This window comes from Flavobacteriaceae bacterium HL-DH10 (assembly GCA_031826515.1).
Classification (GTDB): domain Bacteria; phylum Bacteroidota; class Bacteroidia; order Flavobacteriales; family Flavobacteriaceae; genus Thalassobellus; species Thalassobellus suaedae.
Map to the genome: position 1 here is coordinate 3,034,440 of CP134536.1, position 25,152 is coordinate 3,059,591.

The 25,152-nt window shown below is 31.4% G+C and carries 17 protein-coding genes; 11 read left to right on the top strand and 6 right to left on the bottom strand.

Annotated elements, in window-relative coordinates; all coding sequences use genetic code 11:
• Positions 1-7: 7 nt before the first annotated feature.
• The 4 genes from RHP49_13045 to RHP49_13060 all read right to left on the bottom strand — a co-directional run bounded on the left by RHP49_13045 (position 8) and on the right by RHP49_13060 (position 3,898).
• Positions 8-670 (bottom strand): 3'-5' exonuclease, encoded by a 663-nt coding sequence (locus RHP49_13045; protein ID WNH11822.1) that lies wholly within the window; start codon positions 668-670, stop codon positions 8-10.
• A 1-nt stretch (position 671) separates the two neighbouring features.
• Positions 672-2,591, bottom strand: coding sequence for a DUF294 nucleotidyltransferase-like domain-containing protein (locus tag RHP49_13050; protein WNH11823.1), 1,920 nt, complete (start codon positions 2,589-2,591; stop codon positions 672-674).
• A gap of 42 nt (positions 2,592-2,633) precedes the next feature.
• Entirely contained in the window at positions 2,634-3,248 is a 615-nt protein-coding gene (locus RHP49_13055; protein WNH11824.1) for a fumarylacetoacetate hydrolase family protein, read from the bottom strand.
• A 419-nt stretch (positions 3,249-3,667) separates the two neighbouring features.
• Complete coding sequence (locus RHP49_13060) at positions 3,668-3,898, bottom strand: hypothetical protein (protein WNH11825.1); 231 nt, start codon at positions 3,896-3,898, stop codon at positions 3,668-3,670.
• 136 nt (positions 3,899-4,034) lie between these two features.
• On the opposite strand from RHP49_13060, the gene RHP49_13065 reads away from it, so the two are divergent.
• The 6 genes from RHP49_13065 (at position 4,035) to RHP49_13090 (ending at position 14,891) form a co-directional block, all read left to right on the top strand.
• Complete coding sequence (locus RHP49_13065) at positions 4,035-5,990, top strand: peptidylprolyl isomerase (GenBank protein ID WNH11826.1); 1,956 nt, start codon at positions 4,035-4,037, stop codon at positions 5,988-5,990.
• On the top strand, positions 5,991-6,842 hold the full coding sequence (locus tag RHP49_13070) for a peptidyl-prolyl cis-trans isomerase (GenBank protein WNH11827.1): 852 nt from the start codon (positions 5,991-5,993) through the stop codon (positions 6,840-6,842). It abuts the gene before it with no gap.
• A complete protein-coding gene (locus RHP49_13075) occupies positions 6,805-8,316 on the top strand; it encodes a peptidylprolyl isomerase (GenBank protein WNH11828.1) in 1,512 nt (503 codons plus the stop codon). The genes RHP49_13070 and RHP49_13075 overlap by 38 nt, the downstream gene beginning before the upstream one ends.
• 4 nt (positions 8,317-8,320) lie before the next feature.
• Positions 8,321-9,274 (top strand): MoxR family ATPase, encoded by a 954-nt coding sequence (locus tag RHP49_13080; protein ID WNH11829.1) that lies wholly within the window; start codon positions 8,321-8,323, stop codon positions 9,272-9,274.
• Between the two features lie 393 nt (positions 9,275-9,667).
• Positions 9,668-12,445, top strand: a complete 2,778-nt coding sequence (locus RHP49_13085) for a bifunctional aconitate hydratase 2/2-methylisocitrate dehydratase (GenBank protein ID WNH11830.1) — start codon at positions 9,668-9,670, stop codon at positions 12,443-12,445.
• A gap of 172 nt (positions 12,446-12,617) precedes the next feature.
• Positions 12,618-14,891, top strand: coding sequence for an aconitate hydratase (locus RHP49_13090; GenBank protein WNH11831.1), 2,274 nt, complete (start codon positions 12,618-12,620; stop codon positions 14,889-14,891).
• Between the two features lie 572 nt (positions 14,892-15,463).
• Here RHP49_13090 and RHP49_13095 read toward each other — a convergent pair.
• The gene (locus tag RHP49_13095) at positions 15,464-15,892 is read right to left on the bottom strand and encodes a PH domain-containing protein (protein ID WNH11832.1); all 429 of its coding nucleotides are present in this window, start codon (positions 15,890-15,892) and stop codon (positions 15,464-15,466) included.
• Between the two features lie 244 nt (positions 15,893-16,136).
• On the opposite strand from RHP49_13095, the gene mazG reads away from it, so the two are divergent.
• The 5 genes from mazG (at position 16,137) to RHP49_13120 (ending at position 22,977) form a co-directional block, all read left to right on the top strand.
• Positions 16,137-16,910, top strand: a complete 774-nt coding sequence (gene mazG / locus RHP49_13100; GenBank protein WNH11833.1) for a nucleoside triphosphate pyrophosphohydrolase — start codon at positions 16,137-16,139, stop codon at positions 16,908-16,910.
• Between the two features lie 316 nt (positions 16,911-17,226).
• Entirely contained in the window at positions 17,227-17,664 is a 438-nt protein-coding gene (locus tag RHP49_13105) for a GNAT family N-acetyltransferase (protein ID WNH11834.1), read from the top strand.
• 258 nt (positions 17,665-17,922) lie between these two features.
• The gene (gene proC / locus RHP49_13110; protein ID WNH11835.1) at positions 17,923-18,729 is read left to right on the top strand and encodes a pyrroline-5-carboxylate reductase; all 807 of its coding nucleotides are present in this window, start codon (positions 17,923-17,925) and stop codon (positions 18,727-18,729) included.
• A 1-nt stretch (position 18,730) separates the two neighbouring features.
• Entirely contained in the window at positions 18,731-19,501 is a 771-nt protein-coding gene (proB, locus tag RHP49_13115) for a glutamate 5-kinase (GenBank protein ID WNH11836.1), read from the top strand.
• A gap of 164 nt (positions 19,502-19,665) precedes the next feature.
• Positions 19,666-22,977, top strand: a complete 3,312-nt coding sequence (locus RHP49_13120) for a T9SS type B sorting domain-containing protein (GenBank protein ID WNH11837.1) — start codon at positions 19,666-19,668, stop codon at positions 22,975-22,977.
• Positions 22,978-23,045: 68 nt separating this feature from the next.
• On the opposite strand, the gene RHP49_13125 is transcribed toward RHP49_13120, so the two are convergent.
• Entirely contained in the window at positions 23,046-25,097 is a 2,052-nt protein-coding gene (locus RHP49_13125) for a DUF349 domain-containing protein (protein WNH11838.1), read from the bottom strand.
• Positions 25,098-25,152 lie beyond the last annotated feature (55 nt).

Consider the following 25,152-nt stretch of genomic DNA (forward strand, 5'->3'; position numbering starts at 1 on the left):
TTACATACTATCTATTTAGCAAATATCCCCAATTTAAATGCTTGCGTTTATCTAACCGTGATAAGATTTTCAAAAAAACAAATGCTGTGATAAGTGCATCGCCAGTAGCGGTGTGCCTATCAACGGTAGGAACATGGAGTTCTTTACATAAATAATCTAAAGTATAAGGCTTGGTGTTGTCTTGATAAATAATATGTAATGATTTTTTGTATAAAATACCTGTGTCTATAAACTTGTTTTTTAGCTTGCCTAAACCATGCCTTGAAAGCATTTCGTTTATCATGTTTCTATCAAAACTAGCATGATGAGCAATTAAAACATCATTTTTTATATATTCTAAAAAGGTTTTTATAGCCTCTAATTCAGACACTTTTTCTAACGATCCATTTTTCATTAAACCATGAATTTTAACAGTTTCAGCTTTAAAAACATCTTGTTCTAAATAAAGTTCTAAGCTATTATTTACTTCAATGGTTTTGCCAACAAATGATACAGCTCCAATAGATAATACCCGATCTTCTTTTCTGTCAAAACCTGTAGTTTCAGTATCAAAAGCAATAAAGCGAGACATGTCGATATCGGTACTGTTTTTGTTTTTAAAACAATTCAGATATTCTAACCAAAAATCTGGGTATTCAGGTTGCTTTTTAAATGGCCAATTAAAGGTCATATTACATAAAGTTTTTTAAATCAAATCTTAATTTTAAGGTTTCTTGAATTTCACTTATGGGTTTAAAACAGCGTTTTAATTTTAATTGTTCTTCTTTAGATAAAGATTCAATTTTTATGAATTTCCCCGAATTATTATGAAGTAAGCCTTGTTTGGTTTTAAATTTAGATAGGGCTTTAAAAGCATACGAACACGATTCGTAAAGTTCTTTATTATTAGGTTCTATTTCGGCTAATTTTTCAAAACGTTCAGAAGTGTTATTAATGCCTTTTATTTTTTTACTTAAAACAAGAAGTCTTGCAGCATCTATTAACGGCATAAGCGCTCTACTTTTTATATTAAAGAGGTCTTTTTCTTCGTCATTTTTTTCGAATACAAATTGTTTAAAAAGTCCAAGAGGAGAGGGGTTTTTAAGCGCATCTCGTCCTAAAAACTTAAAAAACAAAGCAGATTCGTCTAATGCATTATAAATTGAATTAGATAAGTCTTCAATTAAATCTTTATCACCATAAACACTATTAAAATCGAAAAAAATGGACGATAGTAAAATGGCTTTATCATCAGGGTTTAAAATCCAGCTACTAAATTGAGATTTCCATTCTGAAATAGATTTGCACCATTCTATATTGCTAGCCATCATATCAGCTTCACAGTATTCAAATCCTATTTTGTTTAAAGATTTTGTTACTAGTTTTGCTAATTCTAAAAAGTAAGCCTGTGTATCTTCATATTGGTCTTCATCTACATCTTGAAATACAATAGCATTATCTTGGTCTGTGAAAAGTAATTGTTCTTTTCTACCTTGACTACCAATAGCCATCCATGAAAACGGAACAGGAGGCGGTGTAGGCATTTTTTTTAAAGCTATTTCTATAGCGCGAATGGTAACGGCATCATTAATTTGTGAAATTAATTTTACAATATGTGACAAAGGAATGTTTTGTTCTAAATAGCTTTTAATTAGTGTTTTAGCTTTTAATCTGGCGACTCTTAATTTTTTAGTGCGCTTTGCCCGTTTTATTTCTTTTAATATAACAGATGGATTATTGCCTAAAGTAACTAAAACATCATGATGGGTTAAAACACCAATTAGTTTAGAGTTTACGGTACCATCTTTTGTTATGCATAAATGACCAATGTTATGCTTTATCATTTGAAGTTGCCCGTCAGCAACAGTTAAATCTTTTTTGCTAGTTATTACAGGAGCATTCATAATATTACTAACAGGTGTTTCAATAGGGAATAAGCCTGTTGCAATCTTATTCTTTATATCACTATTAGTTATGATTCCTACGGGGTTTTTATGGTCGTCAACAACAATAATACAGCCAATTTTATTGTTACTCATTTTAGTTGCAGCATCTTTTAAAGAGGAACTAATTTTACAAGTAATAGGTTTTTTTGTATAGTTAGCTGTTTGAAAGTTTACAATATCTTGAGAATTGTTTGGTAAGTAATCTCCAAATATTTTGCCTGTTTCTTCTGCGGTGTAAGGATCATAGGAGTTAGTGGCAAACGCAGTAATCAAAAACTTGTAAACCTCTGCATTATTGTTTGTAACCGTCTCGAATATATTTATAGGAATACCATAAACTATAGATTCTTCATTAGCTACAGCTGTTAATCTGTAATCTTCTTTAGCAATAAGAGGCCTTACTCCAAATACATCTCCAGCATCACTTATGTTGATGATTTCCTGAATATTATTTGGCGTTGTGTGTAGCAAAGCAATACCACCGTTTCTAACCATATAAAAATGATGGTTAAAACTATCTCCTTTTTTAAATAGGGTGTCGCCTTTTTCTAAATAGATAATAGAAACTTGGGTTGATATTTTTAATAAATCTTCATTCTTTAAAAGATTGAAAGGGGGATAGTTTTTTAAAAAATCATTAACGCGTTCTGCAATGGAGTTTTTCATTTAATAAGTTTTTACTCTAAGAATAAAGAAATATATGACTTGTTAAATCATTTTGAAATCTAAAAGTAATTCACCTTCAATAGAAGCTTGTAAGTGGTCGCCTTTAAAAATTTCTCCAGCTCCAATAGCAGGTGTTCCTGTAAAAATGAGATCGCCAGGTTCTAAGGTCATGTATTGAGATGTGAAAGCTATAATGTCATTAAAATTATAAATCATAAAACCAGTATTTCCAACTTGCTTCTCTTCACCATTTATAAGTAAATTAAAATTGATATTACCAAGTTCAGGGAATTTAGAAATTGGTTTGAAATTAGATATAGGTGCAGCGCCATCAAATCCTTTTCCTAAATCCCACGGACCTTTAGTTTCTCTACATGCATTAAAAATATCTTTGGCAGTGTAATCAATACCTACGCCAATTTCTGAAATGTATGATGCAGCATCATTAAGCGAAATATCTTTTCCTTGCTTCCCGATTTTAATAACTAACTCAACTTCATAGTTTAATTGGTTAGTAAAACTCGGATAAATAACATCTTTATTGTTTTTTACAAGACTAGATTCTGGTTTTGAAAATATAATTTGATTCCCACTTTTATTGGCATTAATATCTTCTTTATTGGTTACATAATTCTTTCCTATAGCTAGTATTTTCATCCTATTTTATTTAGTTGTGATTAAGAATGTAAATTTAATAAAATAAGATGGTTATAATTGTTCTATATTTAACTTCTTTAAGATAAAATATTGACAAGAATATAATGTGTGATTATTTTAAGTAAGTTAATAAAAGTGCAATTTAAATTGTGTTTAAAGTTTAATTTTTAAAACTAAATATCTGCAATATGGCAAAATCTAAGGATGCTAAAAAGAATGTAAAGAAAGAAGCTGTTTTAACTCCAAAAGAGAGAAAAAGCAGCACGATTAGCAAAAATCGCTAAACGCACTTAAGTTATTAGTGCTAAAATTTTAAATAAAAACCACTTTGTTAAAGTGGTTTTTTAGTTTTATTGATAGATTTTTTTTGATTTTTGTTAAGTTGTAAACTAAGTTAAAAATGGTGTAATATAATTCTTTTAAAACACCTGCCCTCTATGTGGCTTCAATGCATCTCTAATAGGTTTCATGTTATTTTCATTAACAACTAAAAAAGCAATAGCATGCGAATTATTTATACTTTCAAATCCAGTGATGGAGATGTCTAATTTTTCAAGCAGGATGTATTCTTTTAAGTGAATTTCATGGTGTTTGGCAATTTTAAGAGAATCGGGTCCACGAAAATCCCAAATAAGTTTTAATTGTCTCATGTTTTTTATAAAAAGTTAACAAATCAAATATAGTTTAAAAAGGGAAATAATTTTGTTTTTAAAGCGTTTGTTAAACCAACTTGTATTATAGGTTAATATTAGTATTTTTGTCAAAATCATAAAATTAAAATTTCATATGAAACTCAAGTCGCTTTCATTATTTTTATTCATTCTTTTTTTAACTAAAGTTAATGCACAATCTGCTCAAGATGATGTGCTTTTTTCAGTTGGTGAGGATGCTGTTTATGCTTCCGAATTCATAAGAGTTTATAACAAGAATTTAGATTTGGTTCAAGATGAGTCTCAAAAAGATGTTGATGAGTACTTAAAGCTTTTTACTAATTATAAGCTGAAGTTAAAAGAAGCAAGAGCATTAGGCTTTGATGAAAAACCATCATATATTAGAGAGTTGTCAAATTATCGAAAGCAATTGGCTAAAAGTTTTGTTACAGACACAAAGGTAACCGAAGCTTTAATAGAAGAAGCTTACCAAAGAATTTCTTATGATATAAAAGCAAATCATATTTTAATAAAAATTGATGAAAATGCAAGTCCGGCAGATACTTTGTTAGCCTATAATAATATTTTAAAATTACGTAACCGTGCATTAAATGAAGGATTTGATGTTGTTAGAAAAGAAGTGCATAATGGACAAACTATTTTTGGTGAAGAATTAGGTTATTTCTCTGGATTTAAAATGGTTTATAAATTTGAATCAGCGGCGTTTAACACGCCTGTAGGCGAGATATCGCAACCGTTTAGAACAAGATTTGGTTATCATATTGTAAATGTTCAAGACAAAAGAGAATCTCGAGGAGAGCGTACTGTAGCGCATATAATGGTTGTTAAAAACGAAGCCGATTCTTTAGCTGAAAAACCAGAGAATAGAATTCAAGATATTTATAAAAAAATACAACAAGGTGAAGATTTTGAAGCCTTAGCAAAACAGTTTTCAGATGATAAAGCTACGGCACCAAAAGGAGGTATGTTAGCTCCTTTTTCAAGCGGACAAATAAGTGTACAAAAATTTGAAGATGTTGCTTTTGGATTAAAAAGTGTAGGGGATGTATCTGAGCCTTTTCAAACCCAATATGGTTGGCATATTGTAAAACTCTACAATAAAAAGCCAATTCCTGCATTTGAAGTTATGAAACCAGAGTTAGAGCAAAAAGTAAAACGTGATTCTAGATCAAAATTAATTGATGAAGCGTTGTATAATTCACTTAAGGAAAAATATAATATTACAACAAAACAACCAGCATTAAAATATTTTGAAGCCATATTAAATGATGATTATTTAAAAGGAACATGGAAGCTTCCAAATAATTTTGAAGCAGATAAACCTTTAATTAAGATTGGTGATAAACAATTTTATTTTAAAGATTTTGGAGCCTATTTATTAGGAAAGCAGCGAGGTGTTGATGCAAAATCGACTTACGATGCTATTGTTTTAAAACAATACGATGCTTTTTTAAACGAAAGTTTAGTTACATACCAAGAAGATAATTTAGAAAATGAAAATGAAGAATTTGCATATATTGTAGAAGAATATAGAGATGGTTTGTTGTTATTTGATTTAATGGAAAACACCATCTGGAATACAGCAAAAAAAGATTCTGTTGAGATACACGAATATTATAATGCCCATAAAAGTAATTATACACTACCTAAACAAGTAGATGCTGTAGTTGCTTCTTCAACAAAACAAAAAACACTTAAAAAGGTTGCTAAATTATTAGAACAAGGCATGGCTTTAGAGCAAATAAAATCTTTAGTAAACAGTAATGATAAAGTAGAAGTTATTTTTACTACTGGTATTATGGATAGTACTCATCAAGCACTTCCTAAAGGGGTTTCATTTAAAAAAGGTCTTTCAAAAATATATAATCATAATAATGCTTTTGTAGTTGTAGAGGTAAAAGAGATTTTGCCTGAAACACAAAAAACGTTTGATGAAGCCAAAGGTGCTGTTATTTCAGATTATCAAACAAACAAAGAAGAAAAATGGATTAAAGGTCTTGAAGAAAAGTATCAGGTAAATATTAACCAACAGACTTTAAGTAAAGTTAAATCTCAAATTAAAAATCAGTAAGTGCGCTTAAAACCCTTCATAATCTTATTATTTATTATTGTAACGTCATGTGATTTTTTTAAAAAAGCAGATGAGCGTATCCCTATAGCCAGAGTTAATGATGCTTATTTATATCAAGACGATATTAAAGATTTAGTTTCAGAAGGAACATCTATACAGGATAGCACACTTTTGGTTCAAAATTTTATTAATAAATGGGCTACACAGCAATTGCTTTTAGATGGCGCATTACTTAATTTAAGTGAAACAAAACAACATGCTTTTAATAAATTAGTTAATCAATATAAAAACGATTTATATGCCAAAGCGTATCTTGATGCTTTGGTAAGAAGGAGTATAGATACTATTGTTAATTTACAAGAGGCCGAAGATTACTATAACAATAATAAAGAAGCCTTTAAATTAAATGAGGAACTTATTAAATTTCGTTACATACATGTCGATGAGAATATTATAGATTTTAAGACTATTGAAAAGAAGTTTAAAGTATTTAATAAAAAAGATAAAAAAGAGCTAGATTCAATAGCAATACAATTTAAATCTTATTCTTTAAACGATTCCATTTGGATAAAAGTGAATCAGGCCATTGATAAAATCCCTGTTTTAACTACCGAAAATAAAAACCAACTGTTAAAAAAATCTAATTTTGTACAACTCAAAGATTCATTAGGAGTATATTTGATGCAAATTAATGATGTTTTGTTACGAAATGATACGGCTCCGTTAGAGTATGTAAAGCCAACGATAAATCAAATCGTTATTAATAAGCGAAAGCTAGAACTTATTAGAAAATTAGAAAAAGATATTACTAAGGATGCTATTAAAAATAAACAATTTGAAATTTACAATTAATTTGAAAAACCTATTACTATTAAGCATATCATTACTAGTTGTAAATGCTATGTCTGCTCAGGAAGTTATAAAGGAAGCAAATGAAATTAAAGCAGATACGTTAAATGTAGTTAATGAGAAACCTGTAGATTCTTTATCTAGTGTTGTTAATACTAAAATAGTAGATTCCATTAGGACTTTTAGAGCGCTTAAAGTAGATGGTGTTGCAGCAGTAGTAGGCGACTATATTGTTTTAGAGTCTGATGTTGATAAAGCATATTTACAGTTAGAAGCACAAAAAGTCGATATTAGTGAAATTCCACGTTGTCAATTATTTGGAAAGCTTTTAGAAGATAAATTATATGCACATCATGCTATTCAAGATAGTTTACCAGTTTCTGATGCTGAAATTCGTCAAAATGTAGATTACCAAATTCAACAGTTTTTACAACAAGTTAATGGTTCTATGGAAAGACTTTTAAAAGTCTATAATAAAGAAGATGAAAAAAGTTTAAGAGACGAAATGTTTGAGGTTAATAAAGGCAATTATTTAGCTCAGAAAATGCAAGCAAAAATTGTAGAAGAGGTCGAAGTTACTCCAGAAGAGGTAAGAGCTTTTTTTAATAAAATACCTAAAGACGAAAGACCTAGGTTTGGAACAGAACTTAAAGTCGCTCAAATTGTAGCAGAACCAAAAGTATCAGCTGAAGAAAAACAAAAGGTTATAGATAGACTAAAAGGCTTTAAAAAAGATGTGGATGAAAACGGTGCTAGTTTTCGTTCTAAGGTTGTTTTGTATGGTGAAGATCCAGGTTTAAAACAATCGGGTTATCATTATGTTCTAGATAGAAAAAAACCGAAAATGGTTAAAGAATTTAGACAAGTAGCATTTTCGCTTCAAGAAGGTGAAGTGTCTGATCCTTTCGAAACAGAATATGGTTTTCATATTATTCATTTAGAAAAAATAATGGGTCAGCAATATGTGGTTAGTCATGTTCTTATGATGCCAAAAGTATCTATAGAAGCAGAGAATGAAGCTAGAGAGCGCTTAAGTAAAATAAGAGAGCGTATTGTAAATGGTGATATTTCTTTTGCTGATGCCGCTAAAGAAGCTAGTGATGAAAAAGAGACTAGAGGAGATGGTGGGCAACTAATAAACCCACAAACACAGGATTATAATTTTGAATTAACAAAAATGGAGCCTGAATTATATTCGCAAATTCAAAATTTAAAAGATGGAGAGGTAAGTCTTGTTCAGGCAGAACAAGATAGAACAGGAAATAAGAAGTTTAAGATTTTAACAGTTACAGATAGAATAGACGATCATGAAGCAGACTATGCTCGTGATTATTTAAAAATTAAAGATCTAGCACTTGAAGAAAAAAGAATAAAGACGATTGAAGAATGGCAAAAAGAAAAAATATTAGACACTTATATTAAAATAAGTGGTGAGTATAGAAATTGCGAATTTTCTAGTAACTGGTTAAAAAAATAAATTTATGTCTGATGTAGCTGCCATCGAAAATTTTGTTAAGCAATATAAAAATTTAAAAACTGAAATAGCTAAAGTTATAGTAGGTCAAGATGATGTAGTAAATCAAATATTAATTTCTATATTTTCTGGTGGGCACTCCTTACTTATAGGAGTACCAGGTTTAGCTAAAACATTAATGGTAAATACCATTGCACAAGCATTGGGTTTAGATTTTAAACGCATTCAGTTTACACCAGATTTAATGCCTAGTGATATATTAGGAAGTGAAATTTTAGATGAAGACCGCCATTTTAAATTTATAAAAGGTCCCATTTTCGCAAATATTATTTTAGCCGACGAGATTAATAGAACACCTCCAAAAACACAAGCAGCTTTACTTGAAGCTATGCAAGAGCGAGCTGTAACAGTAGCTGGACATCATTATAAACTAGAATTACCATATTTTGTTTTAGCAACGCAGAACCCTATAGAGCAAGAAGGAACCTATCCGTTACCAGAAGCGCAGTTAGACCGTTTTATGTTTGCTATTAATTTAGATTATCCATCTTTTGAAGAAGAAGTGCAAGTTGTTAAAGCTACAACTAATGATGCTCCCTCCAAAGTAAACGCTTTGTTTACAGCAAAACAAATTGTTGAATTTCAACATTTAATTCGTAGAATTCCAGTAGCCGATAATGTTATTGAATATGCTGTTACTATGGTAGGAAAAACAAGACCACATAGTGATGCAGCAGACGATTTAGTAAAAACCTATTTAGATTGGGGAGCAGGACCAAGAGCTTCACAAAATTTAATTTTAGCAGCCAAAACACATGCCGCAATACATGGTAAATTTTCACCAGATATTGAAAATGTTCAGGCTGTAGCTCATGGAATTTTAAGACACAGAATTATTAAAAACTACAAAGCCGAAGCAGAAGGGGTTTCAGAAGAAACTATTATTAGAAGCTTGTTTTAAAAAAATGTTTTAAACAAGATTATTGTTCGTTTTGTGTTGTTAAAGCGAAAAGCCTATAGTAAATTTAATAAATTCTTAATTTATTCTCAAACACGTTCTTGTTTATCTTGAGAAATCCTCAGTTTTAATATTAAAATAGTGATAAATGATTAGTCATTTTATTTTTAAATATCACTATAATAATTTCATATAGAACCTTAGTGTATTATTTTTAAATCTTTGCATTAATTTTGTATTTTGCGTCGCTTTTTAAAATTAAATTTTAATTCAATTTTTACGCATTTATATTTGATTAAGGAGAAAATCTAAATTATAGATTGTGTTGTTAGCCCATTTAATGTCGTTAACAATCCTTACTTATTCAAATCAATTTAACATTGAAATTTTTCTCATATGAATACCTATAAAGATTACATTAAGGAGATCGAAGAACGTAAAGGTCAAGGTCTTAATCCAAAACCAATTGATGGTGCCGATTTACTAAGCGAAATTATCGCTCAAATTAAAGATTCAACCAATCCATACAGAGAAGATTCTCTAAACTTTTTTATTTACAACACTTTACCAGGTACCACAAGTGCTGCAAGTGTAAAAGCAAAATTTTTAAAAGAGATTATTCTTGGAGAATCTGTTGTTGAAGAAATCACACCAGCTTTTGCATTAGAACAATTAGCACACATGAAAGGCGGACCTTCAATAGAGGTTCTACTTGATTTAGCTTTAGGAGATGATGTTTCAATTGCAAATGAAGCAGCCAAAGTTTTAAAAACGCAAGTGTTTCTTTATGAGGCAGATACAGAGCGTTTGATTGAAGCTTTTAAAAATGGAAGTGAAATAGCAAAAGATATTCTTGAAAGTTACGCTAAAGCAGAATTTTTTACAAAATTACCAGAGATTGATGAGGAGATTGAAGTTGTTACTTTCATTGCAGGAGTAGGAGATATTTCAACAGATTTATTGTCTCCAGGTAGTGATGCGCATTCTAGATCAGATCGTGAGTTACATGGTCAGTGTTTATTTGAACACAACAAAGATATGCAAAAAGAGCTTTTAGCTTTGAAAGAAAAACATCCAGACAAGCGTGTGATGTTAATTGCTGAAAAAGGAACCATGGGAGTTGGCTCGTCAAGAATGTCAGGTGTAAACAATGTCGCTTTATGGACAGGTATACCAGGTAGTCCTTATGTGCCATTTATTAATATAGCTCCTGTAATTGCAGGTACAAATGGTATTTCACCAATTTTCCTTACAACTGTTGGTGTAACAGGAGGTATCGGTATTGATCTTCAAAACTGGGTAAAACAAAAAGATGCTGATGGTAATACTGTTTTTGATGCAGATGGAGAACCAGTTTTAGAGCAAACATACTCAGTAGAAACAGGTACAGTGCTTACAATAAACACAAAAACTAAAAAACTATATAGCGGAGACAAGGAATTAAAAGATATTTCTACAGCATTAACACCACAAAAAATGGAGTTTATTAAAGCTGGTGGATCTTATGCCGTTGTTTTTGGTAAAAAATTGCAAACTATTGCCGCTAAAATTTTAGGAATTGATGTGCCTCAAGTTTATGCCAATTCAAAAGAAATTTCTATTGAAGGACAAGGGTTAACAGCGGTAGAAAAAATATTCAATAAAAACGCAGTAGGAACCACACCAGGTAAAACATTACATGCTGGATCTGATGTTCGCGTTGAAGTAAATATTGTAGGTTCTCAGGATACTACAGGACTAATGACATCTCAGGAATTAGAAATGATGGCTGCTACAGTAATTTCTCCTATTGTTGATGGTGCATACCAATCAGGTTGTCATACGGCTTCAGTTTGGGATAATAAGTCCAAAGCTAATATTCCAAGATTAATGAAGTTTATGAATGACTTCGGATTAATTACGGCTCGTGATCCAAAAGGAGAATACCATGCCATGACTGATGTTATTCATAAAGTATTGAACGATATTACAGTTGGTGATTGGGATATTATTATTGGTGGAGATTCCCATACACGTATGTCTAAAGGGGTTGCTTTTGGAGCAGATTCAGGAACTGTAGCTTTAGCATTAGCTACAGGTGAGGCTACTATGCCAATTCCAGAATCGGTTAAAGTAACTTTTAAAGGCGATATGAAAAGTTACATGGACTTCCGAGATGTGGTTCATGCGACACAACAACAAATGTTAAAGCAGTTTGGTGGAGAAAACGTATTTCAAGGACGAATTATTGAGGTGCATATTGGTACTTTAACTGCAGATCAAGCCTTTACATTTACAGATTGGACTGCAGAAATGAAAGCGAAAGCTTCTATCTGTATTTCAGAAGATGAAACTTTAATAGAATCATTAGAGATTTCTAGAGATCGTATCCAAATCATGATTGATAAAGGAATGGATAATGCAACTCAAGTGCTTAAAGGTTTAGTTGATAAAGCAAATACCAGAATTCAAGAATTGAAGTCTGGTGAAAAAGCAGCTTTAAGACCTGATGCTACCGCTAATTACCATGCAGAAGTTATTATTGATTTAGATGAGATTGCTGAACCAATGATTGCCGATCCAGATGTAAATAATGAAGATGTATCGAAACGTTATACACACGATACTATTAGACCATTATCTTATTATGGTGGTGTTAAAAAAGTAGATTTAGGCTTTGTAGGGTCTTGTATGGTTCACAAAGGCGATATGAAAATTTTAGCTCAAATATTAAAAAATGTAGAGGAACAACAAGGTAAAGTTGAGTTTAATGCGCCTTTAGTAGTGGCGCCACCAACCTATAATATTGTTGATGAGTTAAAAGCTGAGGGTGATTGGGAAGTGCTACAAAAATACTCAGGTTTTGAGTTTGATGACAGTGCTCCAAAAGGTTTAGCGCGTACTAAATATGAAAATATGCTATACTTAGAACGTCCTGGATGTAATTTATGTATGGGTAATCAAGAAAAAGCTGAGCCAGGTGATACTGTAATGGCTACTTCTACACGTTTATTCCAAGGACGCGTTGTTAAAGATTCTGGAGAGAAAAAAGGAGAATCTTTATTATCATCTACTCCAGTCGTAGTATTGTCTACAATTTTAGGAAGAACACCTACTATGGAAGAGTATGAAACTGCTGTTGATGGTATTGTATTAACTAAATTTAAGCCATCTCAAAAAGAATTAGTGATATAATTTTTGCTATTTGATATATTTAAAAAGTCCGAGTCTTTTAGATTCGGACTTTTTTTTTACACGCAATCGAAATTATCGTACATAACAACTAGCTTTCTGTTTTTTAATCGAGTACTTATTTTGTATCTTAGGTGCTCTTAATAAGAATCTATAAATAATTAAAATAAATTATATGGCATTTGATATTGAAATGATTAAAGGTGTTTACACCAAAATGGCGGAACGTGTTGATAAAGCTCGAGAAGTTGTAGGGAAACCATTAACCCTTTCTGAAAAAATATTATACAATCATCTTTGGGATGGTGCTCCAACAAAAGCATTTACTAGAGGAAAAGATTATGTAGATTTTGCTCCAGACAGAATAGCATGTCAAGATGCCACAGCTCAAATGGCTTTATTGCAATTTATGCAGGCAGGAAAAACTAAAGTAGCTGTACCTACAACAGTACATTGTGATCATTTAATTCAAGCTAAAGATGGTGCTGCTGCCGATTTAAAAAACGCTAATAGTGTAAGTAGTGAGGTGTTTAATTTTTTAGAGTCAGTATCTAATAAATATGGTATTGGTTTCTGGAAGCCAGGAGCAGGGATTATTCACCAAGTAGTATTAGAAAATTATGCGTTTCCAGGAGGTATGATGATTGGTACCGATTCACATACGGTTAATGCTGGTGGATTAGGAATGGTAGCTATTGGTGTTGGAGGAGCAGATGCAGTAGATGTTATGGCTGGTATGGCTTGGGAATTAAAATTTCCGAAGTTAATAGGTGTTAAGTTAACAGGTAAATTATCTGGATGGACCGCACCAAAAGATGTGATTTTAAGAGTAGCAGATATTCTTACTGTAAAAGGAGGAACTGGTGCTATTGTAGAATATTTTGGAGAAGGAGCAACCTCTATGTCTTGTACAGGTAAAGGAACCATTTGTAACATGGGGGCTGAAATAGGTGCTACTACATCAACATTTGGATATGATGAATCTATGGAGCGGTATTTACGTTCTACAGATAGAGCAGATGTTGCCGATGCAGCAAACGCAGTGAAAGAATACTTAACAGGTGATGTTGAAGTATACGCAAATCCTGAGCAGTATTTTGATGAGGTTATTGAAATTAATTTATCTGAATTAACTCCGTTATTAAACGGACCTTTTACGCCAGATTTATCGACGCCTGTAGGTAAAGATATGAATGAAAAAGCAAAAGCTAACGATTGGCCAATTGTAGTAGAATGGGGGTTAATAGGGTCTTGTACTAATTCATCTTACGAAGATTTATCTCGTGCGTCTTCTATAGCGCAGCAAGCTTTAGATAAAGGTTTGAAAATGAAATCAGAATTGGGTATTAATCCAGGTTCTGAGCAAGTACGTTATACAGCAGATCGTGATGGTATTCTTCAAGTTTTCGAAAAATTAGATGCTAAACTATTTACAAATGCTTGCGGACCATGCATTGGGCAATGGGCTAGATATAGCGATCCTAAAAATGCACCTAAAAATAGTATTGTTCATTCTTTTAATAGAAACTTTGCTAAACGTGCTGATGGAAACCCAAATACGCATGCCTTTGTAGCATCTCCAGAAATTACTGCAGCAATTGCTATTGCAGGTCGTTTAGATTTTAACCCAATGACCGATAAGTTAATTAATGAAGAGGGACAAGAAGTAATGTTTGATGAACCAACAGGATGGGAATTACCTCCAAAAGGTTTTGAGGTTAAAGATAATGGATATTTAGCACCAGAATCTGATGGTAGCCATGTGCAAGTAAAAGTAGCAGAAGATTCAGAAAGATTACAATTGTTAACTCCTTTTGAGCCTATTGGAAATGATATTACTGGCGCTAAATTATTAATTAAAGCTTTTGGAAAATGTACTACCGATCATATTTCTATGGCTGGGCCTTGGTTACGATTTAGAGGTCATTTAGATAATATTTCTAACAATTGTTTAATTGGTGCTGTTAATGCATTTGGTAAAAAAACAAACTTTGTTAAAAATCAATTAACAGGAGAGTTTGGTGGTGTTCCAGATACAGCTAGAGCATATAAAGCAGCAGGTGTTCCATCAATAGTTGTTGGCGATCATAATTACGGTGAGGGATCTTCTAGAGAGCATGCAGCCATGGAACCAAGACATATAGGTGTAGTTGCAGTTATTGTAAAATCGTTTGCTCGTATTCATGAAACAAACCTTAAAAAACAAGGGATGCTAGGTTTAACTTTTGCCAATGAAGCCGATTATGATTTAATTCAAGAAGATGATACGTTTAACTTCTTAGATTTAAACGAATTTACTCCAGATAAACAACTAACTTTAGAAGCTGTTCATACTGATGGAAGTAAAGATGTTATTAAACTAAACCACACATATAATGATGCACAAATAGCATGGTATAATGAAGGTTCTGCTTTAAACTTAATTAAAAAAGAGAATGCAGCTTCTTAATCGAAAAGATTTTCTATAAGCTTTTTTGCGAGGTTTCCGTTGAAATTGTCATTCCCGCGAAGGCGGGAATCTAAATATATAAAAATCCAGTACTTTTGCTGGATTTTTTAGTTTCTAGAATTATGTTTTGGGAGTTACTTTTATCCTGAATTAAGTTCAGGAACAGTTCGGGCTTGGTGTTTATCTTGAGTGAAGTCGAAAGACTATATCTTTTGTTTTTATCATCCCAGTGCAGGTAGGAATCCATAATAAAGTTTAGAACTCTCTTTTAAAGTTGTTTTATCAATACTTAAAACAAAGGGATGCCGCATCAAATGCAACGCATTCATGATTTCTTTAATTTAAGATATTAACCAATGAATACTCCCTAATACATGTTTTTGCTAGTTTATGTTTTAAATTGAAAATTATTTTGTTTTTGGAGAGGTTCGTTTAACGTTTATGTGTAAGAATAGTGCGGTTTTGTATACGAGGATTTTCCGAAGGAAAATCAGAAGCTAGTAAACGAGCAACTAACATTGGTTAAGCTAAAAATAGCAATTTTTTATACACGGTGCTGTGGTATCGTTTTTTTATTCAGTCAATTTGTTTACAATTTTAGGATTCACTTTTGTCAATTCCTGTGCAAATCCAATTTTATCTTTAGGCGAAATTATGATTAAGTCAAATTCCCCATAAGTCAGTTCAATTCTGTCTAATGAAGGAGCTGGAGAGGAAATTAAATTATTGGTTTTTGCTATTGTCTTGATTTTGCTAATGTCAAACCTTTTGTTGTAGAAAAACCCGTATTTTACCTTTAAAACCCCATCATTTGTAAGCGTATATTCGGTCGATAAATTCAGGTAAAGGAATAGTCCGTAGACCAATGAAAAGATTCCTCCAACCAAAATTATTGCTTTCAATGATTCATTTTTATAAACCATAAATCCAATAATTGAACAGAATAATAGTGCAAGGAACACCATTATTTTATATCCAAATTTTGATTTGTAAGTTTTCATTTTATAATTCCTTTTGTTCAATTATTGTTCGGTATTCTTAAATGCACCACAACACTACCTTGATATGAAATCGTCTTAATGTTTTATATCATACGTTAAACGAAGTTAGCTATTTTTTCTGACAAAATCAAGCGACAACATAAAACATAGAAACTTAATAAATAAAGAAACCTTAAAGCAATTATTGAATACAATAATTTCAATTCAAATAAATCAAAACCGTATTTTTACAAAAACATCAAAAATGAATTCCAGAGCCCAACAACTAAAAGCATTTGATAGACTATTAACCATTATGGACGAATTGCGGGAGCAATGTCCGTGGGATAAAAAGCAAACCATGGAGACCTTACGTCATTTGACTATTGAAGAAACCTACGAACTTGGTGATGCTATTCTAGATAAGGACTTAGAAGAAGTTAAAAAGGAATTAGGCGATGTGTTGCTCCATATTGTGTTTTATTCTAAAATAGGAAGCGAAACCAACGATTTTGATATTGCTGATGTATGTAATGGTATTTGCGAAAAATTAATAAACAGGCATCCGCATATTTATAGTGATGTAAAGGTTGAAAATGAAGATGATGTAAAGCGTAATTGGGAAAATCTAAAATTAAAAGAAGGAAAAACAAGTGTTTTAGAAGGCGTTCCTAATAGTTTGCCAGCTTTAGTAAAGGCTAATAGAATTCAAGAAAAGGTAGCAGGTGTAGGGTTTGATTGGGAAAAGCCAGAACAAGTATGGGAAAAAGTAGAAGAAGAGCTTTCAGAATTTAAAGTAGAAGTAGAAAAAGGCGATAATAATGCTATGGAAAGCGAATTTGGAGATATTTTATTTTCTATGGTAAACTATGCTCGATTTTTAAATATTAACCCAGAAAATGCTTTAGAGCGAACTAATAAAAAATTTACTAAGCGTTTTCAGTATCTTGAAGAAAAAGCAAAATCTATCAATAAACCATTAAAAGATATGACTTTAGCCGAAATGGATGTTTTTTGGGAAGAGGCTAAAAGTTTATAATTAATGACCTTATCGTTAGAAATTAGTTACTTAGGCTGTATTTTTGTATATTTGCCAAATGGGTAATGGAATACATGAAAAGCGAAATAATAGAATCTTCAATTTTAATTTTCTGGTTTTTAGAGTTCAATCAGATAAATTTATTCCACCTGCATTAAAATCCTAAAAGGGACATCTTAATTACTCTGGCTTTTTAAGCTTTAATTGATTACTTATCTGCTTACTTAAATTTAAGTACATAATCATTCACATTTAATTAAAATTTCAATACGTTTTGTGTATTATTTTATACACCGTATAGATATAATACCTAATAATGACTATAAAAACATTTGATGCTTTTTCTAGGATGTCAATTATTGACATTAACCGAATAACCAATTTTATATATAAACATTCAGGAGAGTTTGGAGACTCTAAAACCGCTATTCGTAAGTCAATTATGTATGCTGCAAAAGAACTTCCTGGTTTAGGAGGTTATGTGTTTGTTATGGAAGATGGTAATGAAATTATAGGAGCTGTAGTTGTAAATAGAACAGGAATGAATGAATACCTTTCAGAAAATATAATGGTTTATGTGGTGGTTAAAGAAAGTTATAGAAAGAAGGGTATTGCAAAAAAAATAATAGAACATACTATAAAGTATTGTAAAGGCGAAATAGCGGTTCATATAAATATAAATAATCCTGTTGTTAAATTATTTGAAAAACAGGGTTTTAAATCAAGAAATATAGAAATGCGATTAGAACGCTAATCCATTTAAAAAAAACATAAAACATGAAAATTATATACATAAAGAGAGAAACAAGATACGAAAAGCGATATTCAATTAAAATGGGTGAATTAACGACTAGGGTTACCTATGTAAGAAAATGTTTGTTCGGAATGCCTATTAAAACACTTCATAAATACCGTGAAACTTATTATGGAGAGGTTAAAGATAGTAGTGATTGTATGCTCTTCGTTTAATAAAAATGTCAATAATTAAAATTAATCAAATAATATATATTAAATGAAAGTACTAGTAATTGGTGCGGGTAACATGGGGCTTACCTATGCCGAAGGAATGTCGAAATCCAGACTTTTGAAAAAGCGAAACATCATGGTTTTAGATAAATCTGATGAAAAATTAGAAGAGCTAAATCAAATATCACATTTTGATGCATTTAAAGAATTAGATGACTGCGTTCCTAATGCCGATATTATTTTTATAGCGGTAAAACCTTACCATGCCGTTGGTGTATTTAAGGCTATTAAAACATTAGTAAAGCCTGAACAAATAATTGTATCTATAATGGCAGGTGTTTCTATAGCTTCAATAAAAGAGATTACAGGTCTAAATAAAGTAGTTAGAGCTATGCCTAATTTGCCTGCTCAAATAGGAAAAGGATTAACATCATATGTTACTTCTCCCGAGATCTCAAGAATAGAAATGCTAACTGTTGAAAGTTTATTAGACACAACAGGCAAATCTATGCGCGTATCAAACGAAAACTTTATTGATGCCTCTACAGGAATTTCAGGTAGTGGACCAGCTTATGTATTCTATTTTATGCAAAGTATGATGGAAGCTGCATTGCAAATGGGATTTTCAAAAAACGATTCAACCGTTTTAGTAAGTCAAACTTTTACAGGTGCTGTAGAGCTATTTAATCAATCTAATTTATCGCCCAATTCATGGATGGAAAAAGTAGCATCAAAGGGCGGTACTACACGTGCGGCGTTAGATTCTATGGAAGACAATAATGTAAATGAATTAATAAAAGAAGCTGCTTTTGCTGCATTTAGTCGTGCAGTAGAATTAGGTAAAGAATATTAAAATGTATAAAGAAAAAATAGTTGTTAAAGTTGGGACCAATGTAATGACCAACAAAGATAATAGAATTGTTAGACCTGTTTTAAGAGAACTTGTAAGACAAATAGCTGAGCTTTACGAAAGGGGTATCATGACTATTTTAGTGTCTTCGGGTTCTGTGATAGCAGGTAAGGAGGTATTAGGAAAATCGAAAATTAAGGATAGAACTCAAAAACGACAAGTGTATTCTGCGATAGGGCAACCAAGAATGATGCGGCTTTATTATAATATTTTTCAAGATTTTGGAATGAAGTGTGCGCAAGTATTGCCTACAAAGCGAGATTTTAGCCCAGGTATCCACAGGCAAAATATGATTAATTGTTGTGAAGGTTTATTGTCAGAAGGTATTGTTCCTATTGCTAATGAAGATGATGCCGTATCAGTGACTATGTCTATGTTTTCTGATAATGATGAGCTTGCAAGTTTAATTGCTCAACTTTTAGATGCTGATAAACTTATTATTTTAACAGATATTGATGGTCTTTATACAGGCCACCCAGAAGAAGATAGTAGTGATTTAATAAAAAATGTTAATCCAGATGAAGATTTAGATAAATATATTCAAGACAACAATAAAGCTGAAGGTGAAGGTAGAGGCGGTATGGGATCAAAATTAGATTATGCACAACAAGCAGCTGCTAAAAATATCCCAACTTTTATAGCGAATGGAAAAAAGGATAATACTATTATTGATATTATAGAAGGAAAATCGGTAGGTACAAAAGTATCTCTTTAATAAAAACATTAAGAGAAATAATCTTAGTACAAATGGTGTTTTTAGTGAAGAAACTAAAGAGCCTTTTATCGTTTATTAGGGTTTCTTTATCTTAAAGATTTATAACATGCTAAATATCTAAGAAATATTTGTTTTATTTATATAAATATTTAGCATGTAATTTTATGTACAAGAAAGCAATCTACACGATATTTTATATTGTGTTTTTTATATTTTCCACAAATTTTTGTTGGTCTCAAAATGAAGCTCCTACATTAACTGCAATAGGAAATCAACCATATTGTCCTAAATCTGAAATTAATATTGTCACTGATTTTACTGTTGTTGACCCTGATGATACTGAAATTGAGGCTTTTTATATTCAAATTTCTACAGGATATATTTCAAGTCAAGATACATTAACACTTTTAGGTACCCATTCAAATATTGTGACATCTTGGAGCTCATTAGAAGGAAAACTTACTTTAAGCGGAGTTGCATCAGCACCCGTAAGTTATGATGATTTTATTGCAGCAATTAAAGACATTGTTTTTAAAAGCACCAGTAATAATCCAACTAATAAAACATTTTCAATTACTATAGGTGATGCTAATTATTTACCTTCAACAGGGCATTATTATGAATATGTGCCAGATTTGGGTATAACTTGGACAGACGCTAGAGTGGCTGCAGAGAGTTTAACATATTTTGGTTTACAAGGTTATTTAGCAACTATTACATCTGCTGATGAGGCTCAGTTAAGTGGAGAACAAGCTGCTGGAGCTGGATGGCTTGGGGCAACAGATGAAGGTGCTGAAGGTGTTTGGAAATGGGTTACAGGACCAGAAGCTGATGAGGTTTTTTGGAATGGAGGAAATAATGGGTCAACACCAACTTATGCCAATTGGAATATTAATCAGCCTGATAATGCATGGGGAGGAGTTGGCGAAGACTATTTACATGTAACAGATCCTACAATTGGTACTAGAGGCGCATGGAATGATTTAAGAGTAGGGGGAGATGGGCCAGGACCTTATAACCCTAAAGGTTATATTGTAGAATATGGTGGAATGCCAGAAGAAATTCCTTTGAATATAGCTACAAGTTCAAGTATTTATACAACGTCTATTGTTAGTACTAAGCCATCTTCAATTTGTGGTAGTGGTGCAATAACTTTAGAAGCTACGGCATCGGGAGGTGCAGATGTATTATGGTTTGATACTCCAACAGGAGGAGATCCTATTGTAAAAGGTACAACATATACAATACCTAATTTAACTACTACAACTACTTATTATGCTTTAGCTTCATTTAATGGCTGTTATGAAGGTGTTAGAAGACCTGTAATTGCAACTGTAAAGCAAATACCGAGTATAGATTCAGTAGTTGGTGATTTAGTTTGTGAGTCTGGTTCAGGAACTTTATCTGCTACTGCATCAGCAGGAATAATAAATTGGTATACAACACCAACAGGAGGAGATCCTATTGTAAAAGGTACAACATATACAACACCTGTTTTAAATACCACTACCACTTATTATGTGGATGCCACATTAAATGGATGTACAACCCTAACAAGAACTGCCGTTACACTTACAGTTCAAAAAATACCTTTACCTACTGCGGTAGCGAATCAACGTTTTTGTGACATTGAAAATGCTACTATTTCTAACTTAGCTATTACTGGAAATTTAGTTTTATGGTATGCTGCTGCTACTGGAGGAACTCCGTTAGATAATACGATTCCATTAACAACAAATACGACATATTATGCATCACAGACACTAAATAGTTGTGAAAGCCTGTCTCGATTGCCAGTTAATGTGGTAATTGACGAAACGGTTGTTATACCTCAATCTTCATTTATTCCTGTTTTGTACGAATGCGATACAATGGATGATAGTGACGATACAAATGGTTTTACACTGTTTGATTTAACAACAAATGAAACTGTTTTATTAAATGGAAAATCTGCTTCAAACTTTACTTTTAATTATTTTTCTGATTTAGCTTATAGTATTCCAATTGCTACACCCTCTAATGCTTATAGAAACACTATTAAAGATGGTCAAATTATATATGTTAGAATTATAAATAACCTTAATAATTCTTGTTTTACAGAAACTTCTTTTGAAATAAAAGTCATAGCATTACCAGTAATTCAATCATCAATAGTATTCAAAAATTGTGATGAAGATGGAATTGCCGATGGATTTACTGATTTTAATTTAGCAGAAGCCAATGATGTTATATCTAACAATAATTCATCTAATTTGAACTTTACGTATTATAAGTCGTTAAATAATGCTAGTATAGGGAATAATGATAATGAAATTAGTGGTTCTATATATAATAATATAGACGGAAATAAAGTTTTTGCACGTGTCGAAAATAGTTATGGTTGTTATCGTGTTTCAACAGTTAATTTACAAGTTTCTGCAACAGCGTTTCCACAGGGGTTAGTTGAAGAATTAGATGTTTGTGATGAAGATGATGTTATAGATGGAAAGTATACCTTTGATTTAACTCAGGCCGATAACATATTTTTAAACCAATTTCCTCCTCAAAATTTAAGTGTTCATTATTATAAAACAAGAAATGAAGCACAATTGGAACAAAATGAAATTCTAACTAAAACGAATTATATAAACGACAATCCATTTTCTGAAGTATTATTTGTACGTGTAGAGAGTGAAGATAATGGTGAGTGTTTTGGAATAGGACCACATTTATTATTAACCGTGCATCCTAGACCAGAATTTGAAGTAGATAATTCTGCCATTTACTGTTTAGATAATAATCCAATTACCCTTACAACATTTAACCCTAAAGGAAATTACACTTATCAATGGAAAGATGAAAGTGGGCAAGTTGTTAGTAATTTGCCATATGCTGAAGTGCTTTCAGGTGGGGAATATACAGTTATTGCATTTTCTAATTTTGGTTGTGAATCTTTTCCTGTATCATTTTCAGTAGTAGAATCTGCTATTGCTACAATAAGTTCTGAAGATATATCTATTGTAGAGCTTACAGCTAACAATAGTATTAAAATAAATAATGCTAATAATAATTTAGGTATCGGTGATTATGAATTTTCTTTAGATAATAGTAATGGACCCTATCAAGATGAGCCTGTTTTTCAATATGTTGGAGCTGGGTCGCATACGGTATATGTAAAAGATAAAAATGGATGTGGGATAGCATCAATAGAAGTTTTTGTACTTGGTTTTCCTAAATTTTTCACACCAAATAATGACGGCACCAATGATACATGGCAAATAAAAGGATTGGGTACAGATTATACTAATGCTTCTAAAGTGAGTATTTATAATCGCTATGGTAAATTAATTAAACAGTTAACCTCTAAAAGTGGTGCTTGGGATGGGACTTTTAATGGCGAATTATTACCCGATTCAGATTATTGGTTTTTGGCAGAATTAGTTGAAGTTACTGGAGAAACTAGAATACACCGAGGGCATTTTAGCTTAATTAGGTAGGATAGATTGAATTATAAACAAAAACAGCTTGGTAATTACCAAGCTGTTTTTGTTTATATACTAAATAATTAATAATGTTCTTTTATTTTTTTTAACTTACTTTTCCATAGTTCCAAAGATTCTTTGTGGTTTTTTATGTTACTATGTACTTCTTTTACAAGCGGGTTGTCATCATTTACATTGGTGAAAAATTGTAAATTATTTTCCAATTGATTTATCTGACTTTTAACTTCATCTATTTTTTTGCGAATAAAAGAACGCTCATTGTCTAAATTTCTATTGTCTTCAGAAGTATTAATGTTGTTAAGTTTGTTTTCAAACTTAATCATTTCAACTTCATTTTTTTCCATTTTTAAATTAGATAATAAACTGTCTATTGTTTTTTGAAATTTACCTTCAATATAACGTTTGTCATTAGGGACTCTACCTAAAGCTTTCCAGTTGTTAATTTGTGCTTTTATAACCTCTATATCTTTGTCTTTATCACCTGAAGGTTTTAATTCTTTAAGAGTTTCAATAAGGGTCGATTTTTTATTGAATGCCTCTATTTCTACTTCGTTTGCAGCATTCTTTTGGGCATGTAATTTATCAAAATAGGCATTGCAAGCGCTTTTAAATTGCTTCCATATTTTATCACTATCCTTACGAGGTACATGTCCGATTTTTTTCCAATCACTTTGTATTTTTTTCATTAAAGCAGTGGTAACTTCAAAATCATCACTGTCTTTATTATCTTCAGCTATTTTTATAAGTTCTAGTTTTTTCTGAAGATTTGTGTATTGGTCTTTTTTAAGTCCTTTATAAAAACTATTCTTTTGTCTGTTAAAAACTCTAACGGCATCTTTAAACTTAGCCCAAGTAGCTTCATTTACTTTTATAGGAACTTTACCAGCATTAAAAAACTTATTTCTAAGTTCTTCAACAGCTTTAATTTTATTTTGCCAACCGCCATGAGAATTTGTTTCTTGGGCATTTAAACTAACTATACTTGTTATTATTTCTAGTTTATACTCAAGGTTTTTTTCATAAACTTTATCTATTTCTTGATAATATTCTTGACGTTTATCATTAATTATTTTCGTAGCAGCTTTAAAACGATCCCATATTTCTTCTCTATGTTCTCTTCCAACAGGACCAAGTTCTTCTTTCCACATTTTATGAAGTTCTTGTAATTCTCTAAAAGAACGCATTACATTATCGTCTTTAGCTAATTCTTCAGCACGTTCTATAATCTTTGTTTTTTTCTCTAAATTATGTTTGAAATCTAAATCGCGTAAATCTCTATTTAAATGTAAAAAGTCGTAAAACATTTCTACATGGTGGTGGTAACTATTCCAAGCATTATTGTATTTGTCTCTGGGAATAGGACCTGTATTTCTCCAACGCTCCTGTAACTCTTTAAAGTGTTTATAGGTTGTGTTTATGTTTTCTTCAAGGTTGATAAGACCTTTAAGTTCTTCTATAATTTCAAGTTTATCAGCTAAGTTTTGTTTTAGATTTTTTTCTAAACTTTTATAATGATCGTTAAGCTTTGTTCTATATTCTTTATATGCTACTTTAAATCTTTTTTGAACAGGAGATGAGTAATAAAAATCAATTTCGTTACCTCCGTCATTTAAAAATTCTTCTTTTTTCTCGTCTAATAGTGCTTGAAACTTATTTTTAAATTCATTATTAATACCATCAACATGAGATTTTATGGCTTGAACTTTTTCGTTTTTAAGTAGTATTTCTAATTCTATGGCAAGTGCTTCTAACGACATGTTATCATACTCTTTTACTTCAATGGTATGTCGTTCTTTGTTGCCTTCATCTTCGGCATCTTCAGCGTTAGATTCTTCAATTTCATTAATCACTTTTTCATCTTCAGAATCTGAGACCTTTACATTAGAAGTCTCTTCTCTATTAGGTTTTTCTTCTTCTTTTATAGGGGCTTCAGTATCTTGATGGCTTTCTGCAATAGCATCTTCATCAACAATAGTTGCATTATTAACTTCAGATTTTACGTCTTGAATTTCTTCTGTCTCTAATGAAGAATTATGAGTTAAGTTATCATTGTTTAACTCACTTGTACTGTTTTTTGTTTCTTCTACTTTTTGTTGTTCGTTACTGTCAGACATTTTAAAAATGTTTAGGTTCATCAAATTACTTTCGCATTAAAGATACTAACAAGTA